This window comes from Corallococcus caeni (assembly GCF_036245865.1).
GTDB classification, from domain to species: Bacteria; Myxococcota; Myxococcia; order Myxococcales; family Myxococcaceae; genus Corallococcus; species Corallococcus caeni.
The window spans coordinates 1888258-1904434 of record NZ_BTTW01000001.1; the positions used below are offsets into that span (position 1 = coordinate 1888258).

Annotated in this window: 13 protein-coding genes; 5 read left to right on the forward strand and 8 right to left on the reverse strand. The window is 71.5% G+C overall.

The window, feature by feature from the left end; all coding sequences use genetic code 11:
- Window positions 1-46 precede the first annotated feature (46 nt).
- Both AABA78_RS07530 and AABA78_RS07535 read right to left on the reverse strand, forming a co-directional pair.
- The gene (locus AABA78_RS07530) at window positions 47-2074 is read right to left on the reverse strand and encodes a glycosyltransferase family protein (protein WP_338262282.1); all 2028 of its coding nucleotides are present in this window, start codon (window positions 2072-2074) and stop codon (window positions 47-49) included.
- A 15-nt stretch (window positions 2075-2089) separates the two neighbouring features.
- Window positions 2090-3718: a peptide chain release factor 3 gene (locus AABA78_RS07535; RefSeq protein ID WP_338262283.1), complete on the reverse strand. Its 1629-nt coding sequence runs from the start codon at window positions 3716-3718 to the stop codon at window positions 2090-2092.
- Between the two features lie 121 nt (window positions 3719-3839).
- On the opposite strand from AABA78_RS07535, the gene AABA78_RS07540 reads away from it, so the two are divergent.
- Window positions 3840-4238, forward strand: a complete 399-nt coding sequence (locus AABA78_RS07540) for a RidA family protein (RefSeq protein WP_338262284.1) — start codon at window positions 3840-3842, stop codon at window positions 4236-4238.
- 4 nt (window positions 4239-4242) lie between these two features.
- On the opposite strand, the gene AABA78_RS07545 is transcribed toward AABA78_RS07540, so the two are convergent.
- Window positions 4243-5358 (reverse strand): hypothetical protein, encoded by a 1116-nt coding sequence (locus tag AABA78_RS07545; protein ID WP_338262285.1) that lies wholly within the window; start codon window positions 5356-5358, stop codon window positions 4243-4245.
- A 171-nt stretch (window positions 5359-5529) separates the two neighbouring features.
- Between AABA78_RS07545 and AABA78_RS07550 the strand changes: the two genes are divergently transcribed.
- Window positions 5530-6435 (forward strand): helix-hairpin-helix domain-containing protein, encoded by a 906-nt coding sequence (locus AABA78_RS07550; protein WP_338262286.1) that lies wholly within the window; start codon window positions 5530-5532, stop codon window positions 6433-6435.
- Window positions 6436-6495: 60 nt separating this feature from the next.
- Here AABA78_RS07550 and AABA78_RS07555 read toward each other — a convergent pair whose 3' ends face one another.
- Window positions 6496-8517 carry a Kelch repeat-containing protein gene (locus AABA78_RS07555; RefSeq protein ID WP_338262287.1) on the reverse strand — a complete coding sequence of 674 codons (2022 nt, stop codon included), beginning with the start codon at window positions 8515-8517 and terminating at the stop codon, window positions 6496-6498.
- A 281-nt stretch (window positions 8518-8798) separates the two neighbouring features.
- Here AABA78_RS07555 and AABA78_RS07560 point away from each other — a divergent pair, with 281 nt between their 5' ends.
- On the forward strand, window positions 8799-9716 hold the full coding sequence (locus AABA78_RS07560; protein WP_338262288.1) for an MBL fold metallo-hydrolase: 918 nt from the start codon (window positions 8799-8801) through the stop codon (window positions 9714-9716).
- A 4-nt stretch (window positions 9717-9720) separates the two neighbouring features.
- Here AABA78_RS07560 and AABA78_RS07565 read toward each other — a convergent pair whose 3' ends face one another.
- Genes AABA78_RS07565 through AABA78_RS07575 form a run of 3 tightly spaced genes read right to left on the reverse strand, consistent with a single transcriptional unit; the run spans window position 9721 to window position 12336 of the window.
- The gene (locus AABA78_RS07565; protein WP_338262384.1) at window positions 9721-10515 is read right to left on the reverse strand and encodes an ABC transporter permease; all 795 of its coding nucleotides are present in this window, start codon (window positions 10513-10515) and stop codon (window positions 9721-9723) included.
- 7 nt (window positions 10516-10522) lie between these two features.
- Entirely contained in the window at window positions 10523-11329 is an 807-nt protein-coding gene (locus AABA78_RS07570; protein WP_171415851.1) for an ABC transporter permease, read from the reverse strand.
- Window positions 11326-12336, reverse strand: coding sequence for an ABC transporter ATP-binding protein (locus AABA78_RS07575; RefSeq protein WP_171415853.1), 1011 nt, complete (start codon window positions 12334-12336; stop codon window positions 11326-11328). Before AABA78_RS07575 ends, AABA78_RS07570 begins: the two co-directional genes overlap by 4 nt.
- Before the next feature lie 58 nt (window positions 12337-12394).
- Here AABA78_RS07575 and AABA78_RS07580 point away from each other — a divergent pair, with 58 nt between their 5' ends.
- Both AABA78_RS07580 and pip read left to right on the forward strand, forming a co-directional pair.
- Window positions 12395-13606, forward strand: coding sequence for a small ribosomal subunit Rsm22 family protein (locus AABA78_RS07580; RefSeq protein WP_338262289.1), 1212 nt, complete (start codon window positions 12395-12397; stop codon window positions 13604-13606).
- Window positions 13607-13706: 100 nt separating this feature from the next.
- Window positions 13707-14672, forward strand: a complete 966-nt coding sequence (pip, locus tag AABA78_RS07585) for a prolyl aminopeptidase (protein ID WP_338262290.1) — start codon at window positions 13707-13709, stop codon at window positions 14670-14672.
- 48 nt (window positions 14673-14720) lie between these two features.
- Here pip and AABA78_RS07590 read toward each other — a convergent pair whose 3' ends face one another.
- Entirely contained in the window at window positions 14721-16118 is a 1398-nt protein-coding gene (locus tag AABA78_RS07590) for a M20/M25/M40 family metallo-hydrolase (protein WP_338262291.1), read from the reverse strand.
- Window positions 16119-16177 lie beyond the last annotated feature (59 nt).

Below are 16177 nucleotides of genomic sequence, written 5' to 3' on the forward strand. Positions count from 1 at the left end.
CCCCCCACCGCGCTTCGACGGGGGCCGGCCCCCCCGGGCCGCCAGCCTAACGCGCTTCGACAGCGGCCGGGGCCCCGGGCTTCGCCACGGCGTCACTCCCGCGACGCAGCCGGGGCGCCAGCGCGAGCGCGAGCAGCAGCGGGGCCAGCAGCACCGTGGGGAAGAGGAAGCGCAGGTCCGGGTTCGGCGACAGCAGGAGCCACGCGAGCGTGTTGAGCACCGCGGTCATCACCGCCAGCAGCGCGCCCAGGCTGCGCTGCCGCCAGAGCACCACGACCAGCCCCAGCACGAACGCGTACAGCGACGAGGAGGGCTGCCACACCAGGGTGCGCAGCAGGCCGTGCTTGCCATACGAATCGAAGATGACGTGCTCGTAGAAGTTCTGCGCCGGGGTGAACCACGAGTGGGGCCGCACGCCCACCTGGTTCGGGTCCACGGTGTTGCCGCCGCCGTTGAAGGGCCCGATGTAGAGGTCCCCCTCGGGCGCCCAGACATAGCGCGTGACGCACACCTGCTGATCCCACACCTGCTCCGGGTGCCGCTTCGCGTAGCGCCACGCGATGTCCGCCAGCTCCAGCGTCCGCCCCGCCAGCTTCTCCCGCTGAAGGGGCGAGCCGAAGACGAGCGGTCCCACGGAGAGGCAGGCGTAGCGCTTGCGCCACTGCTCCAGCGGCATCAGCTCCTCGAGCACGCGGGCGTCCTCGGGCGGCAGCTGGGGGTCCTTCGACACGGCGCCCAGCCGGTGCACGAGCAGCACCTGCTTGAGCACCGGCGGCGCGGGCGCCACGTTCGCCAGCGCATAGCCGGGGCCGCGCACCATGAACGTGAGCAGCGCCATCACGGACACCATCGTGCCGCGCGCGCGCCGGTCCCCGTAGCGCCACAGGCAGAGCACGAGGACGGGCACGCTCAGCGCCGGCCCGTTGTGGCGCAGCAGCGTGATGCACGCGAGGCACGCGCCCAGCCACGCCGCGTCCGCCACGCGCAGGCCGCCCCGGCGCTCCGCCCGCAGCACGAGCAGCATCACCGCCAGGCACATCAGCGTGAACGGCGCGTCCTTCCATGCCGCGATGACGTTGCTGCCCACCGCGGGCGACAGGGTGACCCACGCCACCACGCCCCACCGCGCCCAAGCGGGCACCCGCCAGTGCCCCAGCTCCTCCAGCACCTTGCCCAGCACCGTGGCGAACAGCACCGCCTGGAGCGCGCCCACGGGCGCCAGCGAGCCGAAGGGCCCGCCCACCAGCCACAGCCAGAAGGTGTGGAACGCCGGGTGCCAGTCCTCCAGACGGCCCGTCTGGAGCTGCTCCCACTGCACCAGCGGATCATACGAGATGATCCCCGGGAAGAAGATGAGCCACCACGCGCCCCACGACAGCAGCGGCAACAGCGCGTAGCGCGCCCAGCCGGACTGCCGCCGCGCGAACGCCGCCGCCCTGCCCTGCCCCCAGCGCGCCTCCAGCACGAGCCAGAAGAAGGCCCACACCGTCACGGCGAAGAGCACGTCCGCCACGTCCACGTTCCAGAACCCGGGCCGCAGCCGCGCCACGCTCACCGTGCGGGAGCCGTCCGGGTTGACGTGCTGTTCGAAGGGCAGCGCTCGCACGCCGGGACCGCTCACCACGGCCCCGCGCAGCGGGAACCACGTCACCTGCTCCACGGTGAGGTCGGCCAGCGGCCGCAGCGTCACCTCCGCGGAGCGCGCGTCCCGGGGCAGCTGGACGCGCACCTCCTGCTGCCCCTCCGGGATGCCGTCGCCCAGCACCTGCTCGACCTCCACCGGCGTGAGCGGCCGAAGCACCGGCGGCGCGTCCTTCTCCACTGTGAAGGACACCTGGCCCGCCAGGGGCCAGCCCGCGGCGGGGAAGCGCACGCGCAGCTCGTTCGCGGGGCCCAGGTGCAGCTTGAACGCGGGCCACAGCGCGAGCATCGCCGCCAGCGCGACGAGCGCGAGCCGGGACGCGGGGACGCCCCGCCGCGAGGGGGCGGGAGGGGATGCCTTGGGGGCGGGGACGGACGGAGCACCGCCCCCCGGGGAGACGGGGGACGGGACGGCGGGCGCTTCCGCGGCCATGGGCGGTTTCCTTCTCTAGCTTCCGGTCGCGGCGGACGCGGACTGACGCAGCAGGGGAGCCTCCGACAGGAACTTCAGCTCCGGGTGCTTCTCCTCGGCGTGCTGGAGCGCCCAGTCATCGCGGAAGAGCACCAGGGGCAGCCCGTCGCGGTCCTGCACCGTCTGGCGGTTGCCTTCCCAGTCGAACGACTTCGGGTCGAAGTTCTGCCCCACCACCCAGCGGGCGTGGCTGAAGGGCAGCCGGTCCAGCGCGATCTTCGCGCCGTACTCGTGCTCCAGGCGGTACTGGAGCACCTCGAACTGGAGCGCGCCCACCACGCCGACGATGGGGTCCTTCATGCCCATGGCCAGCTGCTGGAAGATCTGCACCGTGCCCTCTTCCGACAGCTGCTCCAGGCCCTTCTCCATCTGCTTGCGGCGCAGCGGGTCCTTGGAGCGCACCACCGCGAAGAACTCCGGGCTGAAGCGCGGCACGCCCTCGAACAGGACCTCCTGGTTGCCCTCCGCCAGCGAGTCCCCGATGCGGTACTGCCCCGGGTCGAACAGGCCGATGACGTCCCCCGGCCACGCGTCTTCAATGGACGTGCGCTCCGCCGCCATGAACTGGCTGGGCTTCGCGAGCCGCACCTCCTTGCCCAGCCGCGAGTGGTACGCGTTCATGCCCTTGACGTAGCGGCCGGACACCACGCGCATGAACGCGATGCGGTCGCGGTGCGCGGGGTCCATGTTCGCCTGAATCTTGAAGACGAAGCCCGCGAACTTGGGGTTCGTCGGCTCGCGCGGGCCCGCCGTGGTGGGGCGCGACGTGGGCGCGGGCGCCAGGTCCAGGAACGCGTCCAGGAAGGGCCGCACGCCGAAGTTCGTCATCGCGCTGCCGAAGAACATGGGCGTCAGCTGCCCCGCGTCGGACTTCTCCCGCGTGAAGGCGTCACCGCCGATGTCCAGCAGCTCGATGTCCTCGTTGAGCTTCTCCAGCTCCGAGTCCGTGAGCACCGACTTGATCTCCGGCGAGTCGATGGACACCGAGCGCTCCGCCACCTCCGACTCGCCGTGCGAGCCCTCCGCGGAGAACACGTGCACCACGCGCGCCTGCCGGTCGTAGACGCCGCGGAACTCCGGCCCCATGCCGATGGGCCAGTTCATCGGGTACGAGCGGATGCCGAGCACCTGCTCCAGCTCGTTCATCAGCTCCAGCGGCTCGCGGCCGTAGCGGTCCAGCTTGTTGACGAAGGTGAAGATGGGGATGCCGCGCATGCGGCACACCTTGAAGAGCTTCTTCGTCTGCGGCTCCACGCCCTTCGCCGCGTCGATGAGCATCACCGCCGCGTCCGCCGCGGAGAGCGTGCGGTAGGTGTCCTCGGAGAAGTCCTGGTGGCCCGGGGTGTCCAGCAGGTTCACCGCGTGGTCGCGGTAGACGAACTGGAGCACGGAGGACGTCACGGAGATGCCGCGCTCCTTCTCCAGCTCCATCCAGTCGCTGGTCGCGTGCCGCCGCGCCCGCTTGGCCTTCACGCTGCCGGCCAGGTGGATGGCGCCGCCGTAGAGCAGCAGCTTCTCCGTCAGGGTTGTCTTTCCCGCGTCGGGGTGGGAGATGATGGCGAAGGTCCGTCGCCGGGCGACCTCCCTCTCGAGCTCGTTGGACATGATCCGAGGGCAACTATCACGGGCGGTCGTTCCTTGCAGCTTCGCAAGCAGCGCCTGGAGGTCCGGCCGGGCTCCGGCCCTCCGGGGCACCCCCTCCTTGAGCCCACACCGGAGCCACGCCATGCAGCGCATCCTCCATGCCACGGGCACCCCCTGGGAGCCCCGCGTGGGCTACTCGCGGGCGGTGCGCGCGGGCCCCTTCGTGTCCGTCTCCGGCACCACCGCCACGGACGCGGACGGCCAGCTCGTGGGTGAAGGGGACGCGTACCGGCAGGCGGCCCAGGCGCTCGCCAACATCCGCGCCGCGCTGGAGGCGGTGGGTGCCCGGGTGGAGGACGTGGTGCGCACGCGCATGTACGTCACCGACATCTCCCGCTGGGAGGAGATAGGCCGCGCCCACGGTGAGGTGTTCGCGGCCATCCGCCCCGCCACCTCCATGGTGGAGGTGAAGGCGCTCATCGACCCGCGGATGCTGGTGGAGATTGAAGCGGACGCGGTGGTGGCGTCCGCCCTGTCCTGACGGCCTAGAACCCGGCCGTGACGTCCGCGGGCACGTCCTCCGGCGCGCCGGGGTTGCCGGGCTCGGGCGTCACGGTGTCGCCGGAGCCCTCGGGGGGAGCCACGTCGCCGCGCAGCTCCACGGCGGGGCAGTCCTGGAAGGTGCCCACGCGGCTGCCCGGAACCTCCGTGCAGTTCCCCGGGCCGCTCGTGTCCGAGCACTGGAAGAGGACGCGGAAGAGCTCCTTCTCCTGCGCGTTCCAGCAGGCGCTGCCCACGTAGTAGGTGTTCGCCGCGATGTCGCCGCCCCAGGCGCGCACGTCGACGCGACCGCCGGTGCCGGGGATGTGGCGCACGGACGAGAGCACCTTCTCCTTCGCGGCCGTCGCGGTGCTGGGGAGGTTGTACGGAGCGAGCACGCGCACGCGGGTGGCGCCGGTGGCCTGGAGCTTGTGGCCCACGAAGGCGCCGGTGACGGCCTCGTGCACGGCGGGGTTCGGGGTGAAGTCCGCCAGCCGGTACGCCAGCGACTTGCTGCCCTGCCCGAAGTGGGCGAACGACATCATCAGCTTGCCCTGGCCCGCGAAGGACGGGGCCACCGCCTTCAGGTTGTCCAGGGAGAGGGCCAGCGTGCCCCGGCCGCGGTGCGCCTCACCGTCGCGCTTGAGCGCGCCCGCGGCGACGAGCTTGTAGGCCACGTCGTCGGTGCTGTTCAGCGGACGGGCCTCCAGCTTCCACTGGTAGCGCCCGGCCGCGCCCTTGCGCACGGAGAGCTTGAAGGTGGCGTTGGCGCGGTCGGTGGGGCCGTACACCAGCACGTCGCCCGTCTGCGCGCTGGCGGACTGCTTCACCAGGTCCGCGATGGGCACCAGCGCCTGCCGGAGCGCGTCGTTGAGCGCCTTCACCTGCATGCGGGCGCCCTCCAGCATCGCGGCGCCCTGCCCGTCCAGCGAGGCCTCCACCTGCATCAGGTCCTGGGCCACCAGCGCGGCGCCGTCCTGCGCGGGCGCGTCCGTGTTGAGCTCCAGCGACGTGCCCGCGAAGTCCGGCAGGGACTCCACCGCCTCCTGATCATCCACCCCGCCGCACGCCGTCGAAAGCACCAGGGCCGCACCCACCGCCAACGTCTTGTTCCAGCGCATCGTCATTCTCCAGGTTGAAGGGTTCGCGTGACTGCCTGCTGTCCCTTCCAACCCGGTGGGCGCGGCGCGGTTGCGGGGCGGGGAATTTTTTCCCGCGCGGCCCACCGTGTGCGCGGGTGTCGGCTCGCGGGGGTGGTCGTCCTCCGTGGGGGGTCCTACCTTCCAGGTACCATGGGCGTCGAATGGAAGAACAACATCGACATCGCGGATGCGCTGGAGCGGGTGGCGGACCTGCTGGAGACGCAGGACGCGATGCCCTTCCGCGTGGGGGCCTACCGCAAGGCAGCGTCGACCCTCGCGACCTGGCCGGACTCCGTGGCGCAACTGCTGGCGGAGAAGGGCGAGGCGGGCTTGAGGGAGCTGCCCGGCGTGGGCAAGAGCATCGCGGCGACGGTCGCGGAGCTGGTGCGCACGGGCCACATCGGGTTGCTCGAGCGGCTGGAGGGTGAGGCGTCCCCCGAGGCCCTGCTCGCCAGCGTGCCCGGCATCGGCCCGGAGCTGGCGAAGCGCATCCATGAGGCGTTGGACATCTCCACGCTGGAGGCGCTGGAGCTGGCCGCGCACGACGGGCGGCTGGAGCGGGTGGAGGGCTTCGGGCCCCGGCGCGCGGAGCAGGTGCGCGAGGTGCTGGCGGCGCGGCTGGGACGCAGCCGGCGGGAGCGCGAGCGGGCGCGGTCCCATGGCGCGGAGGACGGGCCGCGGCCTTCGGTGGCGCTGCTGCTGAAGGTGGACGCGGACTACCGGCGCAGGGCGAAGGCCGGGGAGCTGCGCCGCATCGCCCCCAAGCGCTTCAACCCGTCCGGGGAGGCCTGGCTGCCGGTGATGCGCGAGCACGTGGACGACTGGAACTTCCGCGCCCTGTTCTCCAACACGGCGCTGGCGCACCAGCAGAACGCCACGGATGACTGGGTGGTCCTCTACTACGACCAGGACGACGTCGAAGGCCAGTGCACCGTGGTGACCTCCCACGCCGGGCCGCTCAATGGCAGACGCGTGGTGCGCGGACGTGAGGAGGAATGCCTCGCGTATTACGCCCGCGAGCACGCGGCGCACGAAGCGCCCCACGCAGGGGCCTGAAGCGGGAACGACACGGGGCAGGCTGTGCGCCCGCCCCATGCCAGTCGCCGACGCAGGGGCTCAAGGCGCCGGTGAGTACACGTCGACGCCCACGCGCGCGCCGCCGCTCCCGCTGCCGCCCGCGACGAGCACGCGGCCCGAGGGCAGCAGGGACAGCCCGTGGTGCGTGTTGCGCGTGGACAGGGTGCCCGCGACCGTCCACGCGTTCATCGCGGCGTCATACACCTCCGCGGAGTCGAGCACGCCCAGCCCCGAGCCGCCCTCCCCCGTCACCACCAGCACGCGGCCCGAGGGCAGCACCGTGGCGTGCGGCAGGTAGCGCGGCAGGTTCATCGGGGCCACGATCCTCCAGGTGCCGCGCGCCACGTCGTACAGCTCCGCGGAGCGCAGCGGTCCATCCACGCCCCAGCCGCCCGCCACCAGCACCTGGCTGCCATTGCCCAGCGGTACCGCGATGTGGCCGTAGCGCGCCACCGCCATGGACCCCGTGGGGCTCCACGTCCCCGTGGTCGGATTGAACAGCTCCGCGCTCGCGGTGATGGGGTCCGTCCCGGTGGAGCTGCCGCCCATCACCAGCACCTCGCCCGAAGGCAGCCGCACCGCCGCGTGGTACGTGCGCGCGTGTCCCATGGCGCTCGTGGGGCTCCACGTGCCCGTGGACGGGTTGAACAGCTCCGCGCCCGCGAGCGTGGAGGACGTGCTCGCGCCCGACGCGCCGCCCGTCACCAGCACCTTGCCGGAGGCCAGCAGCGTCGCGGTGTGGCGGGCCCGCCCCGTCCCCAGGTCCCCCACCGGCGTCCAGGTCCCCGTGGCGGGCGCGTACACCTCCGTGGCGGACAGCCAGGTGGAGGCATCCCGCTGCCCGCCGCTCACCAGCACGCGGCCATCGCTCAAGGGCGTGGCGGAGTGCAGGAAGCGCGCGGTGCCCAGCGCGGCGGTGTCCCGCCAGGTGTTCGTCGCCTCGTCGTACAGCACCGCGCTGGACAGCGCGCCGGCCGAGGACGCACCGCCCGCCACCAGCACGTCGCCCGTGTCCAGCCGGGTGGTGCTGAGCTGCGAGCGCGCGGTGAGCAGGCTCGCGGCCGTGCTCCACGGCGGGACGGCCGGACGGTAGCGCTCCGCGGAGGCATTGCGCGAACCCACCTGGGACACGCCGCCCAGCACGAGCACGTCTCCGGACGGCAGCAGCGCGGCGGCGTGGCTGATGCGGCGCGTGGCCATCGTCGCCGTCTCCGCCCAGGTGCCGGTGGCCGGGCTGTAGAGCACGGCGCGGTCCAGGTAGGGCTGACCGCCGGTGGAGCCGCCCGTCACCAGCACCTGCCCGGAGGTGAGCAGCGTCGCCGTGTGGAAGACGCAGAGGGACGGCAGCAGGCCCTGGGACGTCCAGGTGCCGGTGCCCGGGTCGAACAGCTCGGACGTGTCCGTGGCGAGGCTGCCCGCGAAGCCGCCCGCCACCAGCACCTGCCCGGACAGCAGCAGCGTCGCCGTGTGGCCCATGCGCTGCGTGGCCATGGAGCCCACCGGGGTCCACTCGCCCGTCATGGCGTCGTAGCGCTCGGCCGTCGCGAGCACGGTCCCGTTCGCGCTGTCCCGGCCGCCCGTCACCAGCACCTGTCCGTCCGGCAGCAGCGTCGCGGTGTGGCCCAGCCGGGCCGCGCCCATGCGGCCCGTGGCCGCCCAGGTGCCCGTCGCGGGTGAATACAGGAGCGCGCTGGACAGCGCGTTGCCGGAGCCGCTGTCACCGCCCACCACCAGCACCCGGCCGTCGGGGAGCAGCGTCGCGGTGTGCTGGGAGCGCGGCACGTCCAGCCCCGTCACGGCGGACCAGCTGTTGGTGTCCGGGTCGAACAGCTCCGCGCCGCCCGCGGCCAGCACGGAGGCGCCTCCGCCCACCACCAGCACCTTGCCGGAGGCCAGCAGCGTGGCCGTGTGGCGCTGGCGGCTCGTGGCCATGGCGCCCAGCGAGAACCAGCGGCCGGTGCGCGGATCATACAGCTCCGCCGCGGACGTGCCCCCGCCCGCGACGAGCACGTAGCCATTGCGCAGCGGAGTGGCGGTGGCGTCCACGCGCATGGAGGCCATGGTGCCGGCGCTGCTCCACGAGGACGTGTCGAGGCGCGAGGAGGAGGACGAGGAAGGAGCGTCAATGAAAGACGGTGCTTCGGGGGCGCAGGCCAGCGCGGACGCAAGCGCGAGCGCGGCCATCAGGCCGTGAAAACGGATACGGGTCATCGAGGGGAAGGTCCTTCACTTCATGGGGGATGCGACTTTCGCCGCAGGGGGGCGGCCCCTTAACCCAGACGGACGCAAGACACCACAGCGGAATTCCTCTCAGCCCGACCTCACGGGTAGAATCGTCATTCATGCGAATGATCACCGCCGCGGCGCTGGTGTCCTTCCTGTGGGGCTGCGGCGCGTCCCAGCCCGTCGTCCCGACCCACTACCGCTCCCACTCCGCCCGGGAGCAGGGAGACCTGCGGGTCGGCGAATACATCTCCTCCGAGTGGTCGCTCCAGACAGCGTCGTACTGGATTGAAGGACCGGAGGGGCTGGTCCTCATCGACACGCAATTGCTGCCCTCCGCGCTGCGCAAGGAGCTGGCCTTCGCGAAGCAGGTCACCGGCAAGGAGCCGAAGCTCGCCATCGTCCTCCACGCCCACCCGGAGAGCTTCAACGGCACGGCCCTGCTCAAGGAGCTGGGCGTCCCGGTCGTCACCTCCGGCCCGGTGCTCGCGCGCATCCCTGCGGTCCACGAGAAGTGGGCGCCCGAGCTCTTCAAGCGGTACTGGAACGGCCGCTATCCCCGCACGCTCGTGCTCGCGGACAGCTTCGGCGACAGCACCCGCGAAGTGAGCGCGGCCGGCCTCACGCTGAAGGTCCACGTCCTGGGCGCGGGCTCCAGCGCGGCCCACGTCGTCGTGGAGTGGGAGGGCCACCTGTTCACCGGCGACCTCGTGGCCCGGGACACCCACAACTGGTTCGAGGGCGGCGACACCACCGGATGGCTCCAGCGTCTGGAGGAGCTGCGCGCCCTGAAGCCGAAGTGGATCCACCCGGGACGCGGCCTCCCCGGCGGCCCGGAGCTGCTGGACGCGCAGACGGCCTATGTGCAGGCCGTGCGGGAGGAGGTGGCCCGCGAGCGGCACGCGGAGCACCCCAGCAGCGACCCGCTGGCGGCGGTGGAGGCGAGGCTGAAGGAGCGCTACCCCGGCTACGCCTCCGCGAAGCTCCTGCCCTACGTGGTGCGCGCGGAGTGGGCCCGGCAGGCGCCCCGACCCTGAGGCTTCAGCTGCTCGCGGACGTGTAGTGGCGGATGGACATCAACCACACCCACCGCGCCACCGAAGCGAAAGCCACCGCGCCCACCACCGCGCCCACCAGCCAGGTCCACGGCAGCCGGCCCAAGAGCGCGAGCGCGGGGAAGGTGGTCATCAGCGCCAGCGGGATGATGAAGGTGAAGACCCACGCCAGCGAGCCCCGGAACACCGCGGACGGCCAGCGGGCCGCGTCGAAGATGGACGTGAACAGGTACGTGAGGTTGTCCACCTTCACCACGAAGAAGGCCGCGCTCACCACGAGGATCCACATCGAGTAGAGGATGAGCATGCTCGTCGCGAGCAACACCAGCGACGCGAAGATGCCCGGCAAGGACGGCCAGCGCCCCAGCGACACGAACGCGTAGACGAACAGCCCCACGCCGGACAGCACGTTCACCGCGCGCCACGGCAGGAAGCGCTGCGTGGACACCAGGAACTGCGCGTCCGCGGGCTTGAGCAGCACGAAGTCCAGCGTGCCCTTGCGGATGTGCTCCACCATGCCCGTGAGGCTGGGGCTGATGGCGCCCTCCAGCACGCCCTGGAGCAACGTGAACCAGCCCACCACCAGCAGCGACTCCTGGAACGTCCACCCCTCGATGCTGGGCCGCGCGTTGAAGACGACGAACAGCGGCGCCAGCGCGGTGAACGTCCACGCCAGCGACGTGAGCCCCTCCGCCAGGAAGTCCGCGCGGTACTGCAACGCCAGGAGCCCGGAGGCCTTCAGCTGCACGCCCAAGAGGCGCAGGTAGCGCTTCGCGTTCACCACCGCCCTACCCTCCGAACGCCGCGAAGCGCGCCAGGCCCCGCCGCCAGACGGCCATGGACACCACGCCCAGGCCCGCCACCCACGCCCACTGCGCCCCGAGCAGCCGCCACGCCTCCTTCGCCGCGTGCGCCCCCGTCATCAGCTCCACCGGCAGGCCCATCTGGTAGCGGAACGGCAGCCACTCGATGACGGTGCGCGCCCCGGCGGGGAAGAACTCCACCGGGAACATGTACCCGGAGCAGACGAAGAACAGCACCATGTAGACTTCCATCAGCTTCTGGCTGCTCTCCAGGTACAGGCTCAGCGTGCCCAAGAGCACGTTCAGATAGAACGTGATGAGCCACGCGCCCACGATGCCCAGCGCGAACAGCCCCCAGCCGCCTGGCGACGTGGGCACCGCGCGCTGGGCGCCCGCCGCCCACAGGCTGATGCCCAGCACGGGCAAGACGACGGCGATGCGCAGCGGGATGCCCGCCAGCACCTCCGTCGCGTACGCCAGCAGCGGGGAGACGGGCCTGAGCAGCCGCATCGCCAGCGTGCCCTGCTTCACCTCGTAGCTGAGCAGCCACGCCACCCAGGAGCTGGTGAGCTGCCGCACGCAGAAGGCCGCGAGGAAGTAGCCCGTGAACTCCGCCTGTCCGAAGCGGCCCACCGGCCCGCCGCGCGCCACCGCCGACCACAGGGCCAGCATGATGAGCGGCATGGTGGTGGCCAGCACCCAGATGATCATCTCCGCGCGGTAGGCCACCGCCTCGGAGAAGCCGATGCGCACCATGGTGGGCAGCGCCTTGAGCGACGTGCGCAGGCTCATGCGGACGCCGCCTCCCGGGCGGCCTCCGCCCGGCGCGCCTTGCCCTCCTGGAACAGCTCGCTCATCACCTCTTCCAGGGGCGCGTTCTCCACCGTCAGGTCCGTCACCGGCAGCGTGGACAGCGCGCGGCCCACCGTGGCGTTCACCGCGTCCTGCTGGACCTGGAGCACCGCGGAGCCCGGCTCGTGCGACACCACCTTGCCCAGCGGCGCCAGCAGGGACAGGTCCACCGGCTGGCCCAGGCGCAGCACCACGCGCTTCTCCGGGCGCACGCGCTGCACCAGCGCGTCCAGGCTGCCGTCGTAGGACAGCTGCCCCTTGTCGATGACGATGACGCGCGGGCAGAGCGCCGCCACGTCGTCCATGTAGTGGCTGGTCAGGATGAGCGTGGCGCCCGTCTGCTCGTTGTAGGCCTTGATGAACGCGCGCATCGTCACCTGCATGGACACGTCCAGGCCGATGGTGGGCTCGTCCAGGAAGAGCACCCGGGGGCGGTGGATGAGGGCCGCGGCCAGCTCGCACTTCATCCGCTCCCCCAGGCTGAGCTGCCGGGTGGGCTTGCCGATGAGGTCCTCCAGCTCCAGCAGCGACACCAGTTCGTCCAGCGTCTGCTTGTACTGGAGGCGGGGCACGTCGTAGATGGCGCGGTTGAGTTCGAACGTCTCCGACGGCGGCAAGTCCCACAGCAGCTGCTGCTTCTGCCCCATCACCAGCATGATCTTCTTGAGGAACGCCTCCTCGCGGAAGCGGGGCACGTGGCCATCCACGGTGACCTCCCCCTCGGACGGGTGGAGCAGGCCGGCGAGCACCTTGAGCGTCGTCGTCTTGCCGGCACCATTCGGGCCCAGGAAGCCCACGCGTTCGCCGGGCTTGATGTCGAAGGAGATGCCATCCACGGCCTTGACGGTCGTGTAGTCGCGGTGGACGAGCGAGCGCAGGGCCGCCTTCAGGCCAGGCGGGCGCTTGTGGACCTGATAGTGCTTGCGCAGTCCGTGGACGGAAATCATGGCGGGTTGGGTTTAACGCGGTCGCCTCCGGGTGGCGACCCCTGATGTGAAGGCAACGATGAGCAACGCATACAGCAAGGACCTGGAGCGATGGCTGCCCCGGCTCATCTCCGTGTGGCGCGCGTCCCGGGGCCGGGGGGACGGGCCGGAAGGACGCCTCACGCCGCAGGAGGTCAAGGAGGTGGGCGCGGGCGTGAAGCAGCTGTCGCTCGGCCTCACGCGGGAGCGGCAGCTGGCCGGCGCCCGGTACATGGACGACCCGCGCCTGCTGGGCGCGTACCTCCTCTTCTACTGGCCGGTGTCCTACGCCCAGGCGCGTCAGGTGCTGGGCGAGCTGCCGAACCGCCCGCGCCACGTGCTGGACCTGGGCAGCGGCCCGGGCCCGGTGGCCTTCGCGGCGATGGACGCGGGCGCCAGCGAGGTGACGGCCGCGGACCGCAGCAAGCCCGCGCTGGAGCTGGCGCGCAAGCTGGCCACGGAGGCCGGCGAGGCCCTGGCCACGCGCGAATGGGATCCGCTGAAGAAGAACGCCACGCTGCCGGAGGGCCAGTACGACCTCATCACGATGGGGCACGTCGTCAACGAGCTCTACGGCGCGACGGATGAGGCGCTGAAGCCGCGCGCGGCGCTGCTGGAGTCGGTGCTCACGAAGGTGAAGAAGGGCGGCAGCCTCCTGGTGATGGAGCCCGCGCTGCGCGAGACGAGCCGCAACCTGCTCAAGGTGCGCGACCTGCTGGTGGAGCGCGGCTACGCCATCCGCGCGCCGTGCCTGTACCGGGGCGCGTGCCCCGCGCTGGTGAAGGAGACGGACTGGTGCCACGCGGAGCGCGCGTGGCCCATGCCCAAGGTGGTGGAGGAGCTGGCGCGCGTGGCCGGGTTCCACAAGGAATCGCTCAAGATGAGCTACCTGCTGGTGGCGCCCAAGGGCGAGCCCTGGCCGGAGCCGCCGCCGGGCCGGCTGTTCCGCATCGTCAGCGAGTCGCTGGAGGGCAAGGGCCGCCAGCGCTACATCGGCTGCGGGCCGGAGGGGCGCGTGGGCCTGGCGATGCAGGAGCGCCACCGCTCGGAGAAGAACGAGAAGTTCTTCCACCTCCAGCGCGGCGACGTCATCGAGGCGACGGACCTGGAGACGAAGGGCGACGGCTACGCGCTCGGGGAGAACGCCGAGGTGCGCATGGTGGCCCAGGCCGGCCGCGGCGTGCCGCCCGCGCCCAAGCCGCCGGAGGCCCCGCGCGAGCCCGCGGCGCCCGTCCCGCCCGCGAAGCCCTGAGCGGACACGACCCGGGCCCGGCGGTGATTCCCTCCGCCGGTGCCGCGGGCGCCAGCTGTTGCTAGGTTGCGCGGCACTCCATTCCCAAGGAAGGAACCCCGTGCCCGCACCCACGCCGCTGCGTACGCTCTATCCCCCCCTCGAGCCCTACCGCACCGGCCACTTGAAGGTCACGGGCGGCCACTCGCTGTACTTCGAGGAGAGCGGCAACCCGAAGGGCAAGCCCGTGGTGTTCGTGCACGGCGGCCCGGGCGGCGGCACCGACGCGAAGCAGCGCCGCTTCTTCGACCCCAGCGTGTACCGCATCATCCTGTTTGATCAGCGCGGCTGTGGCCGCAGCACCCCGCACGCCAGCCTGGAGATGAACACCACCTGGGACCTGGTGGCGGACATGGAGCGGCTGCGCGAGCACCTGGGCCTGGAGCGCTGGATGCTCTTCGGCGGCTCGTGGGGCAGCACCCTGTCGCTCGCGTACGCGGAGGCCCACCCGGAGCGCGTCACGGAGCTGGTGCTGCGCGGCATCTTCCTGTTGCGCAAGCAGGAGATCGACTGGTTCTACCAGCGCGGCGCGGACGCGATGTTCCCGGACGCGTGGGAGGGCTTCGTCGCCCCCATCCCGGAGGAGGAGCGCGGCGACCTGCTCCAGGCATACGCGAAGCGGCTGATGGGTGACGACAAGCACTCGCAGCAGGAGGCCGCGAAGGCGTGGAGCGTGTGGGAGGGCCGCACCAGCTGCCTGTACCCCAACGCGGAGCTCGTCGCGCGCAACGCGGGCGACGACTTCGCCATCGCCTTCGCGCGCATCGAGTGCCACTACTTCGTCAACAAGGGCTGGATGCGCAGCGACACCCAGCTCCTGGACGACGTGCACCGCATCCGCCACATCCCCGCCGTCATCGTGCAGGGCCGCTACGACGTGGTGTGTCCGCCGGAGAGCGCGTGGGCCCTGCACCGCGCGTGGCCGGAGGCCCAGTTCGTGATGGTGGCGGACGCGGGCCACTCCGCCAACGAGCCCGGCAACACGTCCGCGCTGATTGAAGCCACGGACCGCTTCCGCGGCCTGTAGCGCACGCGAGCGAGGGCCAGGACATCACAGGTCCTGGCCCGCCCGCGCTCAGCCGCGAGGGGTCAGCGACTTCGCCAGCTCCTCGTAGAGGTGGATGGCGGAGCGGATGGCCTTCTCCCAGTCGCCCAGGTGCAGGCTCTCGTTCTCCGAGTGGGCGTACGTGTACGGGTCCTCCACGCCGATGAGCAGCGCGGGCACGCCGCCCAGCTCCTTCGCGAACGGCTCCACGAACGGGATGGATCCACCGCACCCGATGGTGACGGGCTTCTTCGCGTAGCCCTTCTCCAGCGCGCGGAACGCCGCCTGGAAGGCCGGGTGCGACGAATCCGTGTACCACCAGCCGGACGCCTGGTCCTCGCGGATCTCCAGCTCCAGGCCCCACGGGCACACCTTCTTCAGGTGCGCCACCAGCCGGCGCTGCACGTCCTCCGGATCCATGTCCGGCACCACGCGGATGCCCACGCGCGCCCACGCGGACTCCACGATGATGTTGCGCGCGTCCTTGCGGCTGCTGGCCTGGATGGCGTTGATGGCCAGGCTCGGCTGGCGCCAGTTCGTCTCCCAGGGATGACGCCCGCTGCCCAGGAGCTGCACGCCCTCGCGGATGCCCGCCTGCTCACGGAAGGTGGCCTCGTCACCGGGCAGCGCCTGGATGCTCTGACGCTCCGCGGGCGTCAGCGGCTTCACCTGCTCCATCACGCCTTCGATGGCGATGGAGCCATCCGCGTGCGTCAGCGACGCCAGCATCCGGCACAGCGCCATCGCCGGATCCGGAATGGGCCCGCCCCACATGCCCGAGTGCACCGCCTGCTGAAGCCCCCGCACCTCCACGTCCACCGTCACCAGCCCGCGCAGCGCCGTGGTGATGGACGGCAGCCCCGTGTCGAAGTTCGTCGTGTCCGTCAACACGATGGCGTCCGCGGCCACCAGCTTCGCGTGCTTCTGGAGAAATGCACCCAGGTGGTCACTGCCTGCTTCCTCTTCTCCCTCGATGATGACCTTCACGTTGAGTGGGAGCTGGCCGGTGCTCTTGAGCCACGCGTCCACGGCGGAGGTGTGCACGACGATGCCGGCCTTGTCGTCCGCCGTGCCGCGCCCGTACAGGCGGCCGTCGCGCTCCTGCGGCTCGAAGGGCGGGCTCTTCCACGCGGACTCGTCTCCCGCGGGCTGCACGTCGTGGTGCGCGTAGAGGAGGAGCGTGGGGCGGCCCGGCGCCTTGAGCACCTCGCCATAGACATACGGGTGCGCGCCCTCGATTTCGAGCAGCTGCACGTTTTCAAAACCACGGTCCTTCAAGAGGGCCGCGGTGGCCTCCGCGCTCTTGCGCACGAGGCCTGCGTCGAACCCGGGAAAGGACACACTGGGAATGCGTACGAGGGCCTTGAGGTCCTCCAGGTACGCGGCCTTGTGGGACTCGAAATGGGACAGCGCGGGGTCGGTGGACATGCCCACCCCTTAACCCAAAAGGCGAGCAGGCACCTGGGACGCGCGCGCCCAAACGTCGC